The organism is Desulfovibrio intestinalis (assembly GCF_014202345.1).
Taxonomy (GTDB): domain Bacteria; phylum Desulfobacterota; class Desulfovibrionia; order Desulfovibrionales; family Desulfovibrionaceae; genus Desulfovibrio; species Desulfovibrio intestinalis.
The window spans coordinates 122,973-142,917 of sequence record NZ_JACHGO010000001.1; the positions used below are offsets into that span (position 1 = coordinate 122,973).

General features: G+C 58.8%; 16 protein-coding genes. 10 read left to right on the forward strand and 6 right to left on the reverse strand.

Annotation, left to right across the window (positions count from 1 at the left end; all coding sequences use genetic code 11):
• Positions 1-135 precede the first annotated feature (135 nt).
• The 5 genes from hcp to HNQ38_RS00600 all read right to left on the reverse strand — a co-directional run bounded on the left by hcp (position 136) and on the right by HNQ38_RS00600 (position 5,344).
• Entirely contained in the window at positions 136-1,761 is a 1,626-nt protein-coding gene (hcp, locus tag HNQ38_RS00580) for a hydroxylamine reductase (RefSeq protein WP_221277776.1), read from the reverse strand.
• Positions 1,762-1,851: 90 nt separating this feature from the next.
• Entirely contained in the window at positions 1,852-2,199 is a 348-nt protein-coding gene (locus tag HNQ38_RS00585; protein WP_183717246.1) for a cupin domain-containing protein, read from the reverse strand.
• Positions 2,200-2,264: 65 nt separating this feature from the next.
• Positions 2,265-2,954, reverse strand: coding sequence for a Crp/Fnr family transcriptional regulator (locus HNQ38_RS00590; protein WP_183717248.1), 690 nt, complete (start codon positions 2,952-2,954; stop codon positions 2,265-2,267).
• A 370-nt stretch (positions 2,955-3,324) separates the two neighbouring features.
• Positions 3,325-4,875, reverse strand: a complete 1,551-nt coding sequence (locus HNQ38_RS00595; RefSeq protein WP_183717250.1) for a polysaccharide biosynthesis/export family protein — start codon at positions 4,873-4,875, stop codon at positions 3,325-3,327.
• Between the two features lie 85 nt (positions 4,876-4,960).
• A complete protein-coding gene (locus HNQ38_RS00600; protein ID WP_183717252.1) occupies positions 4,961-5,344 on the reverse strand; it encodes a DVU3141 family protein in 384 nt (127 codons plus the stop codon).
• A gap of 323 nt (positions 5,345-5,667) precedes the next feature.
• Between HNQ38_RS00600 and HNQ38_RS00605 the strand changes: the two genes are divergently transcribed.
• The 10 genes from HNQ38_RS00605 to HNQ38_RS00650 all read left to right on the forward strand — a co-directional run bounded on the left by HNQ38_RS00605 (position 5,668) and on the right by HNQ38_RS00650 (position 18,974).
• The gene (locus tag HNQ38_RS00605; RefSeq protein WP_343060070.1) at positions 5,668-6,693 is read left to right on the forward strand and encodes a molybdopterin-binding protein; all 1,026 of its coding nucleotides are present in this window, start codon (positions 5,668-5,670) and stop codon (positions 6,691-6,693) included.
• Positions 6,694-6,838: 145 nt separating this feature from the next.
• The gene (locus HNQ38_RS00610) at positions 6,839-9,562 is read left to right on the forward strand and encodes a molybdopterin-dependent aldehyde oxidoreductase (protein ID WP_183717256.1); all 2,724 of its coding nucleotides are present in this window, start codon (positions 6,839-6,841) and stop codon (positions 9,560-9,562) included.
• A gap of 315 nt (positions 9,563-9,877) precedes the next feature.
• Complete coding sequence (locus tag HNQ38_RS00615) at positions 9,878-12,355, forward strand: pyridine nucleotide-disulfide oxidoreductase/dicluster-binding protein (protein WP_246387916.1); 2,478 nt, start codon at positions 9,878-9,880, stop codon at positions 12,353-12,355.
• On the forward strand, positions 12,352-12,567 hold the full coding sequence (locus HNQ38_RS00620; RefSeq protein WP_183717258.1) for a DVU_1557 family redox protein: 216 nt from the start codon (positions 12,352-12,354) through the stop codon (positions 12,565-12,567). The genes HNQ38_RS00615 and HNQ38_RS00620 overlap by 4 nt, the downstream gene beginning before the upstream one ends.
• Complete coding sequence (gene trsM / locus HNQ38_RS00625) at positions 12,564-13,352, forward strand: DVU_1556 family methyltransferase (protein ID WP_183717260.1); 789 nt, start codon at positions 12,564-12,566, stop codon at positions 13,350-13,352. Before HNQ38_RS00620 ends, trsM begins: the two co-directional genes overlap by 4 nt.
• On the forward strand, positions 13,349-13,813 hold the full coding sequence (locus HNQ38_RS00630) for a DVU_1555 family C-GCAxxG-C-C protein (protein WP_183717262.1): 465 nt from the start codon (positions 13,349-13,351) through the stop codon (positions 13,811-13,813). Before trsM ends, HNQ38_RS00630 begins: the two co-directional genes overlap by 4 nt.
• Positions 13,810-15,435, forward strand: a complete 1,626-nt coding sequence (locus HNQ38_RS00635; RefSeq protein ID WP_183717265.1) for a radical SAM protein — start codon at positions 13,810-13,812, stop codon at positions 15,433-15,435. The genes HNQ38_RS00630 and HNQ38_RS00635 overlap by 4 nt, the downstream gene beginning before the upstream one ends.
• A complete protein-coding gene (locus tag HNQ38_RS00640; protein WP_183717267.1) occupies positions 15,432-16,820 on the forward strand; it encodes a phenylacetate--CoA ligase family protein in 1,389 nt (462 codons plus the stop codon). The genes HNQ38_RS00635 and HNQ38_RS00640 overlap by 4 nt, the downstream gene beginning before the upstream one ends.
• Positions 16,817-18,136 (forward strand): DVU_1551 family NTP transferase, encoded by a 1,320-nt coding sequence (locus HNQ38_RS00645; RefSeq protein ID WP_183717269.1) that lies wholly within the window; start codon positions 16,817-16,819, stop codon positions 18,134-18,136. Before HNQ38_RS00640 ends, HNQ38_RS00645 begins: the two co-directional genes overlap by 4 nt.
• Positions 18,137-18,392: 256 nt before the next feature.
• Positions 18,393-18,974, forward strand: coding sequence for a histidine phosphatase family protein (locus tag HNQ38_RS00650; protein ID WP_183717271.1), 582 nt, complete (start codon positions 18,393-18,395; stop codon positions 18,972-18,974).
• 396 nt (positions 18,975-19,370) lie between these two features.
• Here HNQ38_RS00650 and HNQ38_RS00655 read toward each other — a convergent pair whose 3' ends face one another.
• Complete coding sequence (locus tag HNQ38_RS00655) at positions 19,371-19,922, reverse strand: hypothetical protein (RefSeq protein ID WP_183717273.1); 552 nt, start codon at positions 19,920-19,922, stop codon at positions 19,371-19,373.
• Between the last annotated feature and the right edge of the window lie 23 nt (positions 19,923-19,945).

The window sequence follows — 19,945 nt, forward strand, 5'->3', positions numbered from 1 at the left end:
AGGGCCTACGGATTTTGCAATACGCAGGGCGCCATTGGCCCCGGATGTTGTCGAAGGATAATTGCGTAAAAAGACAAGGCGCGCCCCCTGAGGGGCGCGCCTTTCTGCGTGTTTGGGTATGCCGTGGTGAGCTACCTAGCCGAGGAAGGCCTTGAGGTCGTCCTGCGGATTGGAGACGCCGCCGATCTTGAACTGCTCAACCAGTACCTTGACCACATTGGGCGAAAGGAAGGCAGGCAGGGTGGGTCCAAGATGGATATTCTTTACGCCAAGGCTGAGCAGGGCCAGCAGCACGATAACTGCCTTCTGTTCGTACCAGGCGATGTTGTAAACGATGGGCAGGTCGTTCACGTCCTCAAGGCCGAAAACTTCCTTGAGCTTGAGTGCGATGACGGCCAGGGAGTACGAGTCGTTGCACTGCCCGGCGTCCAGCACGCGGGGGATGCCGCCGATGTCGCCGAGGTTGAGCTTGTTGTAGCGGTATTTGGCGCAGCCAGCGGTAAGGATGACCGTATCCTTGGGCAGGCCTGCAGCGAATTCAGTGTAGTAGTCGCGGGACTTGGCGCGGCCATCGCAGCCGGCCATGACCACAAACTTCTTGATAGCGCCGGACTTCACGGCGTCAATAACCTTGTCGGCCAGGGCCAGCACCTGATTGTGCGCGAAGCCGCCGATGATTTCGCCGGTTTCAATTTCCGTGGGCGCGGGGCAGGTCTTGGCGTGAGCGATGATGGCGCTGAAGTCTTTGTGTTCGCCGATTTCACCGGGGATGTGCTTGCAGCCCGTGAAGCCCACGATGCCCGTGGTGTACACGCGGTCCTTGTAGCTTTCCTTGGGGGGCACAAGGCAGTTGGTGGTCAGCAGGAGGGGGCCGTTGAAGCTTTCAAATTCTTCCTTCTGCTTCCACCACGCGTTGCCGTAGTTGCCCTTGAAGTGGGCGTACTTCTTGAATGCGGGGTAGTAGTGGGCGGGCAGCATTTCAGAGTGGGTGTACACGTCAACGCCCGTGCCTTCGGTCTGCTGCAACAGCATTTCCAGGTCCCGCAGGTCGTGGCCAGAGATCAGGATGCCGGGGTTGGTGCCCACGCCAATGTTGACCTTGGTGATTTCGGGGTGGCCGTAGGTGCCGGTGTTGGCGGCATCCAGCAGGGCCATTGCAGACACGCCGAACTTGCCGGTTTCAAGGGTCAGGCCTACGAGATCGCCGACGCTCAGGCTGTCGTCCAGCGTTTTGGCAAGGGTTTCCTGCATAAAGGCGTCAAGGCTGTCTTCATGCTTGCCAAGCACGTCGGCGTGCTTGGCGTAGGCAGCCATGCCCTTGAGGCCAAAGGTGATGAGCCAGCGCAGGGAGCGCATGTCGTCGTCAGTGGTAGCCATAACGCCCACGGTTCCGGCCTTGGCGAGCATGGCGGTTTTGTCGTCGGCTTCCCACAGGGCGGCGTCGCTGAGTCCGGCCTTGTTGCCAAGAGTGGCGGCCAGTTCTTTTTTGGCGCTACAGGTCATGCGGATGCGCTGGGCCAGAATATCGTCGTCAAAGTTGGCGTTGGTGATGGTGGCAAAAAGGTTGCCCACAACCAGCTGGTCGATCTTGTGGTCAATGGCCTTGCCTTCGGCGCGAAGGCGGGTGGTGATCTGGCCAAGGCCCTTGCTCACATACACCAGCACGTCTTGAAGAGCGGCGGTTTCAGGTTTTTTGCCGCACACGCCAACCTGGGTGCAACCCTTGTTGCCTACGGTTTCCTGACACTGATAGCAGAACATGGCATTACTCATGGTAGTATCCTTATTGCAGCTCCGTTGCGGCGGAGGCTAGGGTGAACCCGCACCTGGCGGGCACGGCAGCATTGGAATCTATTGAATTTCAGTGGGAAAAACGACAACCAGCAACATCTTGAAGCGCTCCAGCGCGCTGACGGAGTGAGGCTGCCCTGCGGGCATCACGATGGCTTCGCCCGCCTTGATGGAGGTGGCCTGTCCGCTGATGTTGACCTGAGCCTGACCATCCAGGGCCAGTACAAAGGCGTCGCCCGTGGAGGTGTGGGCGCTGATTTCCTCTCCCTTGTCAAAAGCGAAGAGTGTCATTCCCACAGCAGCATTTTGAATCAGCGTCTTGCTGGCTATCTGGCCGGGCTGGTACTCCACCTGCGCTGCAAGGGGCAGAGCGGTGGCGTAATCGAGATTTCTGAGGAAGTGTTGCATGGGGTCCTCCTTGGCTTTGACGATTCCTGTATAGCAAGGGGGAGTATCTGCGTCCGTAACAAATGTTACGGAACAAAATAATCGTAAAATTCTTTTAGCCGTTCAGGGTGGGGCAGGGCGATGGCTTTTCCGTGTATGTCCAGCAAACCCTCGTCGCGCATGGCTGCCAGCTCGCGCGAGAGCGAGGGGCGCGTTACGCCCAGAAAGTCTGCCATCTGTTCACGGTTCATTCCCAGAACCAGCGAACCGTCCGGGGAGCGGTGCTCAAGCAGCAGGGCGGCGATTTTGCGGCGCAGACTGCCCGATGAGAGCAGCGACACCCGGCGGGTCAAAAAAAAGGCTTTGCGCGCAAAGACAGAAAGCATGTTGCGGATGATCTGCGCGTGCATGGCACAACGCTTTTCACAGGTGGAATAAAAAAATTTGGCGGGTATGGCCAGAACGCGCACCGGGCTTTCAGCCTGCACGCTACAGCCGTAGGTGGATTGGTCCAGAAAAACATATACCTCGCCAAAGAGGTCGCCGGGCCGGTCGATGCGGGCCATGACCGCGCGCCTGCCGTCTGCGCCGTCACGTCCAACAGTGACAGACCCTTCAAGCAAGACAAACAGCCGGTTGGGGGAATCAGTTTCGCAAAAAACCATGCCGCCCTTGCCATATTTTTTTTCAACAGCTCCGCTGCATCCCAGGCATAGCCTGGCGTCATCCGAGCTCATATGGGCAAAAAGGTCACAGTTTTTCAGGGCCTGATCCATATTCCTTCCATCCATTATTGGAGAAAATCGACACCAAAGACCAGTGCCGATTATGACGCGTTTGAAGTCAGTATACACAAAAGGGGATAAAATGCACATCACTAAGTTTGGCTTTACCCAAATCGCATGCACCCAAAGTAAAAAGCTTTTCAGGCTTCAGAGAACTGGCGCACCATCGGTTTTTTGATTGGCAGATATGGTTGGCATTGGGGGCGATGCGGTTGGGCCAAAGGCAAACGAAGGATTATGAGCAATGTGGGATAATGCCGTCTTTTCGAGACGGGCAGGAATTAACGAGGTCGTAATGACGTAAAAAAGCCCGTTTCCGGGCTTTTTTACGTCAAACATGATTCGTGGTGCGTCCTCAATATTATAGCGAAGGCAGCCCCAGCAGCACACGGGCAGACACCGCCACCTGCATGAGCACCTGAGAGATGTCCTTGATGGCCTGCATATTTTTGGATTCAACCTTTGGCAGCACGAGTATCTGGTCGCCGGGCATGATGTCGTCCCCGCCCTGCGTCACAGAACCGTTCTGGTGCATGACCAGAATCTTGTCGCTGTCTGCACGGTTGGTCAGGCCGCCCGCGCCCTTGATGTAGTCGCTGGAGTCTTTCTTTTTGGCCCAAAGCATGGCCTGGGGCACCATAACTTCACCGCTTACCAGAACGACATCGCTCTTGGTGGGAATGACGATAATATCGCCTTCTTCCAGACTCAGGTCGGCCTTGTTGGTGCCGCCGTCCAGAACAACCACGCCTTCGGGTTCCACAGCCTTGGCGCGCTCCACAAACTTGGAAACCATTTCGGCTTCCTTGGCGCGAATTTGCGCTTCTTCAGTACTGGCCGAAGAGGCGGTGAGGGCAGTTTCTTCCAGACGGCGCAATGAGTCGGCTATGGCCTTTTTCTGCCGGGCGGCCACGCTTTTGCGCTTGATGTACATAGCATCAAGATTGGCGCGCTCGGGCTCCACGGCAATAAAGTTTTTCACGTCGCGCAGGCGTGCGCCCTGGCGTACTGGAAAGCGCGAAGCGCCGCGTACTGCGCCCTGCACTTCAATCATTATGGTGTTGCCGGACGCGTCAGCGATAAACTGTATTTTATCGCCGTCTTCAAGGCGCAGGCTGCGCAGATCCTTGAGGGGCAGGTAGGTGCTGTAAGGCGCTCCGTTGCGCGTGCCGTTGAGGGCAATGTGCGATGTGCGGCCCTCGGGGTCGGCCAGTTCGATCAAAGCCGCGCCCGTTGCCTGATTTTTGGGGAATTCAAAAAGCGCCGAATTGCGTACGGTTCCAGTGGCTGTAATTGTGGGGCCCTTTTCGCCCACCACCAGCGTGTCGCCGTCCTGCAAGCGCACTGCGGGCAGCACGCCCTTGCGGGCAAAGGGGTAGAGATCAAGGTTCGCTACCGACTTGCCGTCGCGCATTAGGTGTATATCGCGGTAACTGCCGCGCACAGGGTCAAGGCCGCCTGCCTTGTCCAGAAAGCTCAGCAGCGGGTCATTGGGGCCGCCAGTGTAGCTTCCGGGGCGGGTCACGCCGCCCGTCACAAAAATGGCCACGGGGCGGGCATCCAGAGGGGCAGCGTAGATCTGCGCGTTGGGGTGGCCGTTGGCGGCCAGTTTGCTGCGCAGCGCGTCGATCAGCTTGTCGTAGGCAAGCCCGGCCACGGGCATGTCGCCCACTTCAGGCAGGTTCATGTGCCCGTCTGGGCCCACGGTCAGGGTGCGGTCCACATTAAGGTCGCCGCCCCATAAACGCACCACCACCCGGTCGCCGGGGGCGATCACCGAGCCTTCTTTGTTTTGGGCAAAATTACCCTGAAAAAGATTGGCCGCGTACGGCCGCACATTGTCTTCGGCCTGGGCTGTGCCGCAAAGGGTCAGCAAGGCCAGAATGACGAAAAAATAGTTTTTTTGCAGCATGGTATTCCAAAGGATGAGACGCGCGGTTTCGCGGCCAAGCCGCGCCGCGCGCCTGCAATAGTTACGGGGCAGCGCCCCGCTGAAATTATGGCTTGGAGATGCCCTGGCCCCATACTCTGGGAGCCATGACCCAGCGCCCCGTTCCGTCCTGGCAAAGAACCACCACTTCGGCTTCCTTTTGCCCGGCCAGTACTGTGCCCCGTTTGCAGTTTTCGCCCTTGGCCGAGGTGAAAACTTCGTCAACGCTCACGCTTACGCCCTGGCCAAACTGTATGTCATCTACAACAGTGGTCTGGCCGGGAGTGGAAACTATCATGAAGCTTTCTACGGGGCCAGGGGGCGTTTCTTCCCTTTGCGGGGTTTCGCCAAGGCCGCAGGCGGCCAAAGGTAAGGTAAGAAAAAGTGCGGCGGCCAGAGTAGCCAGACGGCTGAGGCGCGATGCGCGCGTAGTACAGAGGGATGTGTTCATACGGACTCCTGGCGGCGGCGAACCGTTGCGCCATGATCATCTGACGTGAATGCGGATCATTTTCTTTCACTCCCTGTCGCAGAGAACGCGCCCTCTGTCAATTGCCGTAGCGGGCAATACCTTTCAAGTTTGAGGTAATAGTCACGCTTTTTGTTAAAATAGGGAAAATTAAAACCAAACACATAAGATACCATAAGCTTATGGTGTCCACACTTTATAAATCCTGAATTTTATTTTGCATTTTGTTGTGAGGGTGCTATTATTCGCACAATCTGAGCATCAGGTCATGCATCGTTTCAGGAGAATCCATGACAAAAGCCTGTATGAAAACCATACATGTTCATGAGGCAGTTGGTAGTGTTCTTTGTCACGATATAACACGGATTGTGCCCGGCGAGAGCAAAGGGCCGGTTTTTAGCAAGGGCCATGTGGTGCGCCCCGAAGATATCAAGGTGCTGCTCGAAGTAGGCAAGGAGCATCTTTATGTTTTCGAGCCACTGCCAGGCATGGTGCACGAAAATGACGCAGCTGCCCGCATTGTGGCTGCCACGGCAGGAAGCAACCTTACTGCCGGAAAGCCCAAAGAAGGGCGCATCAACCTTTCTGCCGCATGTGACGGCCTGTTGAAAATTGATGTGCCCACACTCGCAAGAATCAATGGTCTGGGCGAAATTACCGTAGCCACCCTGCACAGCCTGCAATTTGTGACCAAAGGGCGGCCTGTGGCTGGTATGCGCGTTGTTCCCCTTATGATTGAAGAGGAAAAGCTGCGCAGTATGGAAGAGATGGTCAGCCATCCCGTTGTGGAGGTGCTGCCCCTCGCCCACGCCAAAGTGGGCGTGGTGACCACAGGCAGCGAAGTCTACTATGGCCGCATTCAAGACGCTTTTGGCCCGGTGCTGCGAAAAAAATTCGCCAAACTGGGCAGCAGTGTTATGGGCCAGACCCTCACCAGCGATGAAGTGGACATGACAGCCGCCGCCATTGTGGATTTTCTGCATCAGGGTGCGGACATGATTGTGGTTACTGGCGGTATGTCCGTTGACCCCGACGACCGCACGCCTACCGCCATTCGCGCTTCCGGCGCAGAAATTGTCAGTTATGGCGCTCCGGTATATCCGGGGGCCATGTTTCTTCTTGCTCACGCCACAGGCCCGCGAGGGCGTGTACCTGTGCTGGGGCTGCCAGGCTGCGTCATGTACCACAAGGCCAGTATTTTTGATCTGGTGGTGCCGCGTCTTTTGGCTGGCCTGGAGGTTACCGCTGAAGATGTGGCGGGCATGGGGCATGGCGGCTTTTGCGCCAGTTGCCCCGAATGTACCTACCCCATTTGCCCTTTCGGCAAGTAAAGGTGCGGGTGCTCTGGTATCACAATCAAGCTTTCACTTTTTATCAGATGGAGCAGAGCGGCGCATACGCCGTCCAGCTACGGCCTTGAGCGCGGATACCCCGCGTCGGCATATACACAGGCATCCATCAACAAAGGAGTCGCGCATGGAACCTAAAACTCTTGTAGTCAATGGCATTCCCCGGCGTTTGCTGGTCAGCCCCAATGACACGCTGGTGGACGTGCTGCGCAGCCAGTTGCAGCTCACCAGCGTAAAAGTGGGTTGCGGCAAGGGGCAGTGCGGCGCTTGTACCGTTCTTTTGGACGGCAAAGTGTCGCGCGCCTGCATCATCAAGATGAGCCGCGTAGCAGAAAACGCAGCCGTGACCACCCTTGAAGGCATTGGCACCCCCGCCTGCCTGCATCCCCTGCAGCACGCCTGGATACAGCACGGCGCGGCGCAGTGCGGTTTTTGCACTCCCGGCTTCATCGTGTCGGCCAAGGCCCTGCTGGACGAAAATATCAAGCCCAGCCGTGAAGACGTGCGCGACTGGTTCCAGAAGCACCACAACATCTGTCGTTGCACGGGCTACAAGCCTCTTGTGGACGCCGTTATGGACGCTGCCGCCATTATGCGCGGCGAAAAAACCGTTGAAGATATCAGCTTCAAGATGCCCGCCGACGGCCGCATCTGGGGTACCAGCATTCCTCGTCCCAGCGCCGTAGCCAAGGTTACAGGCGTGGCTGAATACGGCGCCGACGCCGTTGTGCGTATGCCTGAAGACACGCTGCACCTGGCTTTGGCCCAGGCCAAGGTTTCCCACGCGCTCATCAAGGGCATTGACACCTCCGAAGCCGAAAAAATGCCCGGCGTGTTCAAGGTACTGACCCATAATGACGTGAAGGGCAAAAATCGCATCACGGGCCTCATCACCTTCCCTACCAACAAGGGTGACGGTTGGGAACGCCCCATTTTGAACGACAGCAAGATCTTCCAGTACGGCGACGCTCTGGCCATCGTTTGCGCTGACTCCGAAGCCAATGCGCGCGCTGCCGCCGAAAAGGTAAAATTTGATCTGGAACTGCTGCCAGAATACATGAGCGCCCCTGAAGCTATGGCTCCTGACGCCATTGAAATTCACCCCGGCACGCCCAACGTCTATTATGACCAGCTTGAAGAAAAGGGCGAAGATACTGCCCCCTTCTTCAACGATCCCAATAATGTGGTGATCGAAGGCAGCTACTACACCCAGCGTCAGCCGCATCTGCCCATCGAGCCCGACGTGGGTTACGGCTACATCAACGAGCAGGGCCAGGTGGTCATCCACTCCAAATCCATCGGCCTTCATCTGCACGCGCTCATGATCGCCCCCGGTCTTGGTCTGGAGTTCCCCAAGGATCTCGTGCTGGTGCAGAACACTGCTGGCGGCACCTTTGGCTACAAGTTCAGCCCCACTATGGAAGCCCTGATCGGCGTAGCCGTCATGGCCACTGGCCGTCCCTGCCATCTGCGCTACAACTACGAGCAGCAGCAGAACTACACCGGCAAGCGTTCGCCTTTCTGGACCACGCTGCGTTACGCGGCCACCAAGCAGGGCAAGATTCTCGCTATGGATACGGACTGGAGCGTTGACCACGGTCCTTACTCCGAATTCGGCGACCTGCTGACCCTGCGCGGTGCGCAGTACATCGGCGCTGGTTACGGCATTGCCAATATTCGTGGCGTAGGCCGCACGGTTGCCACCAACCACTGCTGGGGCGCGGCTTTCCGCGGTTACGGCGCGCCGGAATCCGAGTTCCCCTCTGAAGTGCTGATGGACGAACTGGCAGAAAAGCTCGGCATGGATCCCTTCGAGCTGCGCGCCCTCAACTGCTATAAAGAAGGCGACACCACGCCTACGGGTCAGGTTCCTGAAGTCATGAGCCTGCCTGAAATGTTTAGCAAAATGCGTCCTTACTACGAAGAATCCAAAAAGCGCGTGAAGGAACGTTCCACTGCCGAAGTAAAGCGCGGCGTGGGCGTGGCCCTTGGCGTGTACGGTGCGGGTCTTGACGGGCCGGATACTTCCGAAGCCTGGGTAGAGCTTAATATGGATGGCAGTGTGACCCTGGGCAACTCCTGGGAAGACCACGGCCAGGGTGCGGACGCCGGTTCGCTGGGCACGGCCCACGAAGCGCTGCGTCCCCTGAATATTGCGCCTGAAAATATTCACCTTGTCATGAACGACACCAGCAAGACCCCCAACTCCGGCCCTGCTGGCGGTTCACGTTCGCAAGTGGTCACTGGCAACGCCATTCGCGTGGCTTGCGAAATGCTCATTGAGGGCATGCGTAAACCCGGCGGCGGCTTCTTTACGGCTGACGAAATGAAGGCTGAAGGCCGTCCGTTGCGCTATGAAGGCAAGTGGACCGCCCCTGCCAAAGACTGCGACCTCAAGGGTCAGGGTTCGCCTTTTGCCTGCTACATGTACGGTCTTTTCCTTACGGAAGTGGCTGTTGAAAAGGCTACGGGCAAAACCACCGTTGAAAAGATCGTCTGCGTGGCCGATATCGGCACCCTCTGCAACAAGCTTGTGGTGGATGGTCAGATCTACGGCGGTCTCGCCCAGGGCGTTGGCCTTGCGCTTACCGAAGACTACGAAGACCTCAAGAAGCACAGCACCATGGGCGGCTCGGGCGTTCCCAGCATCAAGGTGATTCCCGACGATATGGAAATCATCTATGTGCAGACCCACCGCAAGGACGGTCCCTTCGGCGCATCCGGCGTGGGCGAAATGCCCCTCACCGCGCCGCATGCGGCCATCATCAACGGCATCTACAATGCCTGCGGTGCGCGCATCCGGCACCTGCCCGCGCGTCCCGAAAAGGTCTTGGAGGCCATGCCCAAGTAGGGTAGGTTTATAGCCAAAGAAACCCGGAAGGGGGACCTGCAGAATGGCTCACATTGTTGAGGCCGCTGCAAGAAAATCCCTCCTTCCGGGCCTTCACCCGCAAAGTTCACTGTTTTTTCAAGGCGCAGGGGCCACAGGCCCGTACTGCGAATTTTCCGGCAGCGGGGTTTTCGGGGGTAGCCTGAAAACCCCGCTGATACGATGGAGCGAGAAAAAAGCGGTTGCTGGCTTGCCGTGAAAAATGCTGGCGGGCGGCGATAAAACGTCTTTTTATGTTTTTCAGCACTTTCAATCGGTTTTCAGTGAGTTTACGCCATGATGGATCAGAAGCGCCTGCACGAGATTGAAGCCCGTTGCACGCAGGAGAGCCCTCCGCGTTGCCGTGAAGCTTGTCCTTTTGATCTGGACGTACGCACCTTTATGGCGCGCATGGCCGAGGGCAAACCCGGGGAAGCCCGCAAGCTGATGGAGCGCCACCTGCCCCTGCCGGGCATTATGGCGCGCATTTGCGACGCCCCCTGCGAAAACGTCTGTCTGCGGCGCGATCTTGGCGGCAGCGTGGCCATGCATGGCCTTGAGCTTGCCTGTATGCTGGCGGTGGGGCCGCAGGGCCGTCCCTTGCCCTTGCCGCCCAAGCGTTTCAGCATAGCGGTTATGGGCGCTGGCTTGGCTGGCCTGGCGGCGGCCTGGGATCTTTCACGCAAGGCTTATCCTGTAACGGTATTTTATGCCGGAACGCCCAGTCAGGCAGTGCTGGAAACCTATCCGCAGCTCGGCAGCCACGGCGACGCGGCTTGCCCCAAGGATTTTCTTGCCGAGGATATGGAGCTTCTGGCCCGCCAGAAGGTGCAGTTTGTTGAAGCTGCACTGGACCAGTCCCTGCTGGACAAGGTGGCGGCGGAATATGCTGGCGTACTTGTGGATGCTGGCGTGGTTCCGTCTCTGGTGCCTGTTCTGGCTGATTTGGACGAAGAAATCCTGCACTGGCGGGATAATATCTGCTGCGCGGGCTGGTGTAATCAAACGCCCACAGGGCATGCTTTTGCCTCGTCATCACGGCAGGCTGGGCAGGGAAGGCGCGCAGCCCAGACGCTGGAGCGCGTGACCAGTGGCGTGTCGCTTACCGCCGCGCGCAACAAGGAACAGGGAGCCTTGCATACCGATGTGAAGGGCATTGCCCCCGTGCCTCGTGTGGAGCCAGCCGAAGCCGTATATGCTGCCGACGAGGCCGTGGCTGAGGCCGCCCGTTGTCTGCAATGCCAGTGTATGATCTGTGTGCGCGAATGCGTGTATTTGCAAAAATACAAGGGCTATCCGCGGGTGTACGCGCGGCAGGTGCACAACAACGCCTCCATAGTCAAAGGGCTGCATACTGCCAACGCCCTGATTAACGGCTGCGCCCTCTGCGGCCAGTGCGAAGAGCTGTGCCCCGAGAATTTTTCTATGGCCGAGCTTTGCCTTTCCGCCCGCGAAGATATGGTGGAAAACGGCTACATGCCGCCATCGGCCCACGAATTCGCTCTGGAGGATATGGAAAACGCCTCTGGCGCGGAATGCGTCCTTGTATTGCCCGACACTTCCTTGCCGTCTGGTGCTAGCCCGTCATGGCTGTTCTTTCCCGGTTGCCAGCTTGCTGCCTCGCGTGGCGAACAGGTGGCGCGGGTTTACGCCCTGTTGCGCGAGCGCATGGCCGCAAGTGCCGACCCCGGCGTGGCCCTTATGCTTTCCTGTTGCGGCATCCCGGCCCGGTGGGCGGGGCGGGCCAATCTTTTTGCCGAACATATGGAAAAATTGCGCCAAGCCTGGATAGACCTTGGTAAACCGCGCATAATGGCGGCGTGTTCTTCCTGCCTCACAGCCTTGCGCGAAGCCTTGCCTGAGGCGGAAGCGCTGTCTCTTTGGGAGGTTCTGGACCAGATGGGCCTGCCCGACGGGCCTCTGGTTTCTTTGGCTCCGTCAGTTGATGAAGTTGATAAGTCCGGCAACGGCCAGCCTGTGACCGGGCAAGGTACGGCCATCAACCTGCCTGAAGTTTTTTCCATTCAGGATCCCTGCACGGCACGGCACGACAGCGCGTGGCTCGCGGCTGTGCGCAGCCTGTCCCGGCGGGCGGGAGCGCGCATTGAAGAGCCGCGCCTCAGCGGAGCGTCCACTGCCTGCTGTGGCTATGGCGGCCTTGTGTGGTGCGCTCAGCCAGAACTTGCTGACGAAATGGCCGCGCATCGCTCCGCAGAGTTGCCCCACGCGGGCCTTGCCTCCTGCATCATGTGCCGCGACAGAATGGCTGCAAGCGGCAAAGAATGCTGGCATTTGCTCGACCTGCTTTTTCCTGACTGCGCCCATGCAGGCACCGGGGCGGAAAAAGGTCCCGGCCTGTCGGCCCGGCGTGCCAACCGTGCGGCCCTGCGCCGCCGTCTGCTGAGGGAATGGCTGGGCCAGGACGCGCCAGAACCCGGCAAGGGGCGGGTGCTCATGAGCCAGGAAATGTTGACCCGGCTGGAAGAGAGGCACATTCTGCTGGGAGACATTGAATCGGCGGTGGTTGGAGCCGAAGCCAGCGGTCATCGCTTTGAAAATCTTGAAAACGGTCACATTCTCGGCTCCTGGCGTCCCCGTCAGGTAACATTCTGGGTAGAGTATCAACCGCAGGGCGAAAATTTCATTCTCCACGACGCATGGTGCCACCGCATGGTGGTGCCCGGTTCCGGCGGACACGAAGCCGTGGATGTCATCAACAGCCATCAGTGTTGCACTGACGGGCAGCGCGGTGGCCAAGGAGGGGTTCAGTCATGAGCATGGGACCCAATTATGGACCAGACGGCGGCCAATGGGTGTGCGGACGTTGCCGTGTGCCTCTGGAGCAGGGCAAGGTTCCGGTTTTTTACCTCAACAGCGCTTTTGACGTTACCTTGCCGCGTTGTCCCAAGTGCGGGCTGACGCAGGTGCCAAAATCTCTGGCCGAAGGCAAGATGGTTGAAGTGGAGTCACTGCTGGAAGACAAATGAGCGCTTTGTGGGAAAGTGAATCATTCCGCCGTGTGGCTGGCAACGTATGGCGGCCCGGCGGCACGGCCCTGACTGCCAGGGCGCTTGAGGTATGCCGCGAGCGTTGTGGTCTTGCGCCCGGCCAGCTGGTGCTGGATTTGGGCTGCGGCTGCGGGGCCACTGTGGAGCTGCTGCACAAGGCTGGCTATCGTGTTCTGGGGCTGGACAGGCAAGTGCAGCCGGACGCCGTATCTTTAGCGGGCCAGTGCAACAGCCAGATCATTCAGGCGGATATGGCGCGCCTGCCCTTGGCTGCAAACTGCGCCGGGGGCCTTGTGTGCGAATGCGTGCTCTCGCTATTGGCAGATCCTGTGGCCTTTCTGCTGCAATGCCTGCGTGTGCTGCGTCCCGGCGGGGTGCTGCTGTTCAGCGATCTCACGCGGCGGGAACCGGGTTTGCGCGCAAACTCAGCCGTCCCTTGCAATTCCGGCGGGCTTGCAGCTTGTAAAAAAGCTCCGTCAGAAGAACGCCAAGTTTTTTCAGACCAGCAGGAAAAAGGTTCATCCTGCATGGACGGCGCACGCCCGGCAGATTTGTGGGCGCAGCATCTGCAGCAGGCCGGATTCAAGATAGTGCATTACGAAGACCATAGCAGGGCGCTGGTCGAGCTGGCAGCCCGCATGGTCTGGTATGGAGATTCCGGTTCAGAGAGCAAAGGGGGTTCGGGCGGCTGCTCCTGCATCGCTTCTGGCGGCGGGCGCAAGTACGGCTATGGATTGTGGATAGCACAAAAGGAGAAAGCATGAATCCAATGATGATGGAGCTTCTGCCTCTGGTGCACGAGGGCTATTGTTGCAGCCAGTTGCTGGTATTGCTTATGCTTCAGGCCCGCGATCAGGAAAATCCTGATCTGGTGAGGGCGATTAACGGCCTTTGCCACGGTATCGGCCAGTCGGACGGGCCTTGCGGCCTGCTCACGGGCGGCGCTTGCGCTCTGGCGTTGGTGGCGGGCAAGGGCGCGGCCAGCGAAACGCCGCACGCCATGCTTAGTCCCCTGCTTAACGACTACGCCACCTGGTTTTACGAGCGCACAAATCTTTATGGCGGGCAAAGCTGCAGCCAGATTGCCGCCGGGCTTGGCGCTACTTCGGGCGCGCCGGGCGAGGTTCCCAACCCCGTGGCCTGTGGCGATTTGCTGGCTGAAAGCTGGGAAAAGATTATTGAACTGGTCCAGAGTTATGATCTGGACATCATGCCTGCGTCATGATTTTGCGCCGCACCCAGAGTTTATGCCCGGTCTGTCTGCGTCGCCTGGACGCAGTATACGCGCTGGCGCAGAACGATCCAAACTGCGTGGAGTTGCGCAAAACATGCCCGGATCACGGCCAGTTCAGCGTGCCTGTATGGCGTACGCTTCCATCAACCGCAACAGAAGTTGCGGGCCAGCCGAAAACAGGCGAACCGGGCAACGCGCCTGTGCCCGCGTTTGAGTCCTGGTCGCGGCCCAAAAGTCCTTCCTACCCATTGCATCCACGAACTGCCATAGACCAGGGCTGTCCTTTCGACTGCGGCCTGTGCCCGTCCCATGTGCAGCATACCTGTACGGGCCTTGTGGAAGTGACCATGCGCTGCAATATGGCCTGCCCCATCTGTTACGCAAGCGCGGGCGGAACAGGGCGGAAAACTGGCGGCGATCCTGACCTTGCCTGCATTGCCAGCCAGATGGACGCGCTCAGAACTGCGTCTGGCCCGTGCAATGTGCAGATTTCCGGTGGCGAGCCCACGGTGCGTGAAGATTTGCCGCAAATCATCCGGCTTGCGCGCGAACGGGCCTTCGGTCTTGTGCAGGTCAATACCAATGGCCTGCGGCTGGCCGAAGAAGAGGGCTATGCCGCCAAGTTGCGGCAAGCCGGGCTGGATTCCGTTTATCTGCAGTGGGACGGCGTGAGCGACGAAACGTTCACAACACTGCGGGGCCGCCCGTGTATGGATTTCAAGCGCCGTGCCGTGGCAGCCTGTGCCAAGGCCGGACTTGGCGTGGTGCTGGTGGCTACCCTTGTGCGGGGCGTCAATGATGGCGAAGCCGGCGATTTGTTGCGGCTGGCCTTGCAATTGGGGCCAGCGGTGCGGGGGCTGCATGTTCAGCCTGCGGCGTTTTTCGGGCGTTACCCCTGGCGTCTGGACGAAGCGCCACGGCTCACCCTGCCAGAGGTTATGTCCTGTTTCACCCGGCAGGCACCCGAATTTGTGCGCCCCGAGCATATGCACCCGCCGGGCTGCGAAAACGAACTGTGCTCTTTCAGCGCCGTATACCGCCGCGTTGATGCCGCGCGTATACCAAACGGAAATGCTGCGGCCGAAAAAGACGCTCAGACCACACTGCAATGGCTGGCGGACGCAGGGCAGTCCTGCTGTTCTCCACGCTCCCAGAGTGCTGGCGGTGCGGCCCCATCTGTAATGGGCGCAACAGGTGCAAGCGGGACGGCGGATCAACAAAAAGCTTCATCAGCGGTCTCTCACGAAGCTTCTCTGGCTGCTGCTGGCCTGCCGCTGTCAGCAGAAGAGGGCGCGCGCAAGGCAAAGCAGTTTGTGGCCCTGCACTGGCGGGGCAATGGCGGCGCTGCGCCGGAGGAAGCAACAGGAACGCAGGGTTTTGGCGCTGCCAGTGCGGAAGTGGACGGCTTCAGCCGTTTTTTGAGCCAGGCCGGGGCCGAGCGCAGATTTACGCTGTCTGGCATGGCTTTTCAGGACGCCTTGAGTCTGGATCTTGAGCGTGTGCGGGGCTGCTGCATTCATGTGCTGCGCCGTGACGGGCGCATGATACCCTTTTGCCTGCATAATCTTACGGCACAAGACGGCACGCGGCTGTACGCGGAGGACCCTTCATGAGCGCGCGTCCCCGTTCTGCATCGCGCGGTGCTTCACGCTCCCCTTCTTCCAAGGGGGTCAGGCGGGCATCCGGCTTTGGCAACCCCCTGGATAACTGGCTGGCCGAGCAGTGTGGCGCACAGGGGGCGGATGCCGCCAGTTTTGTGCGTGCACTGCGTGAAGCCCGCACACGCGCTTTAGCGCAGTGTCTGGAGTACGCGGCAACGCGCAGTGCTTTTTATGCCCACAGGCTGGCCGGGTGCAATCTGAGCCGCATCACCCTGGAAAATCTGCACAGCCTGCCTTTTACCACGGCGGAAGATCTGGCCCGGTGGGAGGATTTTCTTTGTGTTTCGCGCGGTGACGTGCAGCGCATGGTGACGCTGCATACGTCGGGCACCACTGGCGGCCCCAAGCGGCTGGCGTTTACCGAGGCCGACCTTGCCCGCACTGTGGATTTTTTTCGTGTGGGCATGTCGCAACTGGTCGGCGCAGGGCAAAAGCTGGCCGTGCTGCTGCCGGGAGCCGCACGGCCTGATGGTGTGGCAGATCTGCTGCGCCAGTCGCTGCGTTCAGAAGGTGTGGAGGTGTGCGCGCCACCGCCGGAATTGCTGGCTCCCCCAGATGCGCCACAGAAAACTCTGGTGGGTGAGAGGCCGGAAGCCTTGCCTGTGGTTGAATCCACGCCGGAGGTTATTGGATCTACGCCAGAGGATGTTTCGCCTGCCCGCGCATGTGGGCAATGCCCGTCTGTAGATGTTCACGCGTTTACGGCTTCATCGATTGAGGTACGTCCAGAGCTGGCCCAATGGCTGACGGAAGTACAGCCCCATTGTCTGGTTGCCGCGCCCGGTCAGCTTGAAGGCTTGTTGCGCTATTACCCCAAAAGTGGGCCTCCCGGGCTTTGCGGTCTGCTCAGCAGTGCAGACCGTCTTGACTCTGTGCTGAGTCATGTACTGGCTACTGTATGGAACTGCACTGTGCTTGACCACTACGGCCTGACGGAAACTGGCTACGGCGGAGCGGTGGAATGCGCCGCTCACGATGGCTATCATATGCGTCTGCTGGATATGATTGTGGAAATTGTGGATTTTTGCGGTGATGAACCCCTGCCTCCGGGCGAAGCGGGCGAGGTAGTCATTACCACTTTGGGACGCGAGGCCATGCCGCTTATTCGCTACCGCACAGGCGACGTGGCCAGCATTTTGCCTGGGCCGTGCGCCTGTGGCAGTCCTTTGCCACGCCTTGGCCCGGTGCGGGGCAGGCTTGAACGGTGCGGAAGCCGTGTGCGTGTGGTGCAGATGCCCAAGGGCGGCGGCAACACGCCTGCCAATGGCAATCAAATTGGAGTGACTGCTCACAAAGGCCCACACTGCGCTACTGGCGGCTGGGGAGACTGGATGTGAACGCGCGTGTTCTGATACTGGCGGCGGGGCAGGCTTCGCGCATGGGCAAGGTCAAGGGGCTTCTGCCTCTTCCTCTAGGCGAGGCGGGGCACGAGTGCTCGGCCCTGGAAGGTCTGGCGTGTCTTTTTCGCTCTGTGGGTATTGAGCATATTTCTGTTGTCACAGGCTGGCATGCGGACAGTGTGGAGCTGGCGGCGCAGGATATTGGCCTTGCTGTCGTGCGTAATCCCAGGCCGGAAGACGGTATGTTTTCATCGGTCTGCGCGGGGCTACGGGCGCTGGCCGACGCCAATAGCGCATTGCCCCAAGCCCCTGTGCTGGTGCTGCCTGTGGATGTGCCACTGGTGCGGCCAATGACAGTACAGGCATTGCTTGAAGCTCATGAGGCTGATTCTGAACATGTTTTTGTGCCTGTTTTTGCCGGTGCAGAAGGGCATCCGCCGCTTTTGCCCGCCTGCCATATGGAGCACATACTGCGGCATGCGCAGTCCAATGGTGAAAACGGCTTGCGGGGAGCTCTGGAAGGGCTGCCTGTGCGCAGAATACCCGTAGCAGACAAGCTGATGCTGCTGGATATGGACAGGCCCGAAGACTATGAAAACATCAGGCTTTTGGCGCAATACCGGGATGTGTTGCTGCCTGATGAAGCTGTGGAATTGCTGCATCTGCACGACGTGCCTGAAAAGGGGCTGCGTCACGGCCGCGCTGTGGGCACTGTGGCTGCGGCCCTGGCAAGGGCGTTACAGCGCGCACGCTCTGCCCGAAATACCCATGCTGCTAAGGCCGCTGGCCTTGCCCCGGGTCTTACTCCAGAGCTTGTTCCAGACTTTGCTCTTGCAGGAGGCCTGCTACACGACATATGCAAGGGTGAAAAAAGGCATGAAGCCGCCGCCGGACGCCTGTTGCGCAGCCTGCATCTGCCCGTAATGGCGCATCTGGTGGAAGATCACCGTGACCTGACTTTGCCCGCCGAGCAGCCCATTACAGAACGTGAACTGATTTTTTTGGCTGATAAATATTGTTACGGTTCAAGCTATGTGCCTGTGCGCCAACGGTTTGAACAAAAGCTGGAAATTTTTGGCAGTGACGCGGCAGAAGCCATCAAGGGGCGCATGGCGCGCGCCTTGACTCTGGAGGCCCGGCTTGCCCGTGAACTGGGCTGCATCGCTGACGGGCCGCTGCACACTCAGGCCGCAGATTGTGGGCGAGAAGCTGCTTCTGCTGAGAGCCTGCATTCCCTTTATCCCGCATATCCGGTTCATCCGGCTGACATTGCGCGCAGTGCCTTGGCAGAGATGGCAGCTCAGAGCAGTTGAAGCGCGTAACTCTTGGCCTCTTCTCTTACGGTGGGCAAAGGCCGCCAAGTACCATTGTCAGAAATGGTTTGAGAAATAAGTCCTTGAGGGTATTTCAAGGGTAATCTGCGAATCTGCGTTCAGGTGATAGTTTTGCATACCCCGGCCAGCAGGCACTGGCGAGGTAATATGGATTTTAGTCGATGATGGAAAAAAGCTGTCAAGTCTTGCCTCAAATTTGCGGGCCGTGCTACAGAAAAAATGCTGGAGATTTTTAATGAACGGCATGTGGTTTGTGCGCCACGGTGCTTTGCCGCCCAACCCGGAGCGGCGTATCGTGGGGAATCGTGATATCCCTCTCAGTCCAGCCGGGCGGGAGCAGATACGCGTTCTGGCCCGCGACTTCATGCCCATATTGGCGGGAAGACTGGCGGCAGTGGTGTCCTCGGACCTGGGGCGTTGCCGTGAAACCGCGTCCATTCTTCTGACCGGAAATGAATGGGCCGCCAGCCCGCCCCCGATACATCTGGAACCAGACCTGCGCGAGCTGAATCTGGGCCAGTGGCAGGGCCTCACCAAAGCCGAAATTGAACAGCGCTTTCCCGGTCAATACGACGCTCGTGGCCGGAATTTCCCCCATTATTGCCCCGAAGGCGGCGAGAGTTTCGCGCAGTTGCAAAACCGCGCACTTGATGCCGTAAACCGCTGGCGGCGGCATTACCCCACAGGTACGCTGCTGGTTGTGGCGCATGCGGGCGTTATTCGCAGCTTGCTGGCCTACTACATGGCGCTACCGCTCAACGATGTGCTGCGCATCCCGCAAGAATACGCATGCCAGACCTTTGTGCCTGAATGGTAAGCGCTGGCGAGCCTGCCTGCTTCGTTTGATATTTTAGAGCACTTTTACTTTGAAATGCTCAGGCTACTGCGTAAGCAGATGCCCGCCGTGGAGACGTAAGTGCAGCTTCAGCCGTTGGCCTATAAGGGCTTGGCTGGACCCTAGACGGGACCGTATTATGGGGCAGGACAGCACTGCTACGGAGTAAGACAGTATTGCTAGCTATTGGCGTGGTTAAACGCCACAGCCAGCGTGTCTTAAACTTTGGATATATTTTTAAAGTTAACCCGCTCTAGAGTTGAGCAAGGGTAATTGATTAGAACAGGCGCAGGCGAGTGAATCTCGCCTGCGCCTGTTTTGCTGCCGGAATTTGAGAACAAATCCCGGGGGGTATTTCACGAATAAAATGCTTTGCTCTTACCGCAATTGCAAATTCACGCCGTTTTCGTCAAAAATCTGAATGCCCAATGAAATATACTTTTCTGCCAATACGGCAGGGGACATATCAAGGGACAAATGGCGCAATTCTTCATGGCTGAAACTGGTGAGCCAGCGTGCAGCCTCAAGCCCCAGCGGGGCCAGTTGCGCCAGCGGGGTGAAAAGAATCGCCGGGCAGGTTTTGTAGACGTACAGGTTGCCGTTGATGAGCACAAAGGGGAAGAGGCCGCAGGCCACGGGCCGCCCTTCGCGGGGCAGCCCACAACCCTTTGATGTGCAGGACTTGCAGCCGCGGCCATCCATATAGGCCGTGTCGGCGTTGAGCATGCAAAAGTCTTTTTCTATTCTGGGGTGCAGTTGCCGGGGCAGCAAAGCCATAGGAAAGGGTTCGTTGGAATCCTGAGGCCCGCAGCAGTAGCGGCAACCGCCGCAGTAGCCGTTTTGCAGCCAGCCGTCTCGCCAGCGCAAGTTCTTGCGGCGCGGAAAAAGCCCCCGCCATTTCTCAAGATAATCCCAGAATCTTTTACCCACAATTGCCTCCCGGCAGGTTTCCC

What these genes read in the sequence shown, in the direction of transcription:
- hcp (WP_221277776.1), bottom strand. Translation starts at nt 1,761, where the DNA reads ATGTTCTGCTATCAGTGTCAGGAAACCGTAGGCAACAAGGGTTGCACC.
- HNQ38_RS00585 (WP_183717246.1), bottom strand. Translation starts at nt 2,199, where the DNA reads ATGCAACACTTCCTCAGAAATCTCGATTACGCCACCGCTCTGCCCCTT.
- HNQ38_RS00590 (WP_183717248.1), bottom strand. Translation starts at nt 2,954, where the DNA reads ATGGATCAGGCCCTGAAAAACTGTGACCTTTTTGCCCATATGAGCTCG.
- HNQ38_RS00595 (WP_183717250.1), bottom strand. Translation starts at nt 4,875, where the DNA reads ATGCTGCAAAAAAACTATTTTTTCGTCATTCTGGCCTTGCTGACCCTT.
- HNQ38_RS00600 (WP_183717252.1), bottom strand. Translation starts at nt 5,344, where the DNA reads ATGAACACATCCCTCTGTACTACGCGCGCATCGCGCCTCAGCCGTCTG.
- HNQ38_RS00605 (WP_343060070.1), top strand. Translation starts at nt 5,668, where the DNA reads ATGAAAACCATACATGTTCATGAGGCAGTTGGTAGTGTTCTTTGTCAC.
- HNQ38_RS00610 (WP_183717256.1), top strand. Translation starts at nt 6,839, where the DNA reads ATGGAACCTAAAACTCTTGTAGTCAATGGCATTCCCCGGCGTTTGCTG.
- HNQ38_RS00615 (WP_246387916.1), top strand. Translation starts at nt 9,878, where the DNA reads ATGATGGATCAGAAGCGCCTGCACGAGATTGAAGCCCGTTGCACGCAG.
- HNQ38_RS00620 (WP_183717258.1), top strand. Translation starts at nt 12,352, where the DNA reads ATGAGCATGGGACCCAATTATGGACCAGACGGCGGCCAATGGGTGTGC.
- trsM (WP_183717260.1), top strand. Translation starts at nt 12,564, where the DNA reads ATGAGCGCTTTGTGGGAAAGTGAATCATTCCGCCGTGTGGCTGGCAAC.
- HNQ38_RS00630 (WP_183717262.1), top strand. Translation starts at nt 13,349, where the DNA reads ATGAATCCAATGATGATGGAGCTTCTGCCTCTGGTGCACGAGGGCTAT.
- HNQ38_RS00635 (WP_183717265.1), top strand. Translation starts at nt 13,810, where the DNA reads ATGATTTTGCGCCGCACCCAGAGTTTATGCCCGGTCTGTCTGCGTCGC.
- HNQ38_RS00640 (WP_183717267.1), top strand. Translation starts at nt 15,432, where the DNA reads ATGAGCGCGCGTCCCCGTTCTGCATCGCGCGGTGCTTCACGCTCCCCT.
- HNQ38_RS00650 (WP_183717271.1), top strand. Translation starts at nt 18,393, where the DNA reads ATGAACGGCATGTGGTTTGTGCGCCACGGTGCTTTGCCGCCCAACCCG.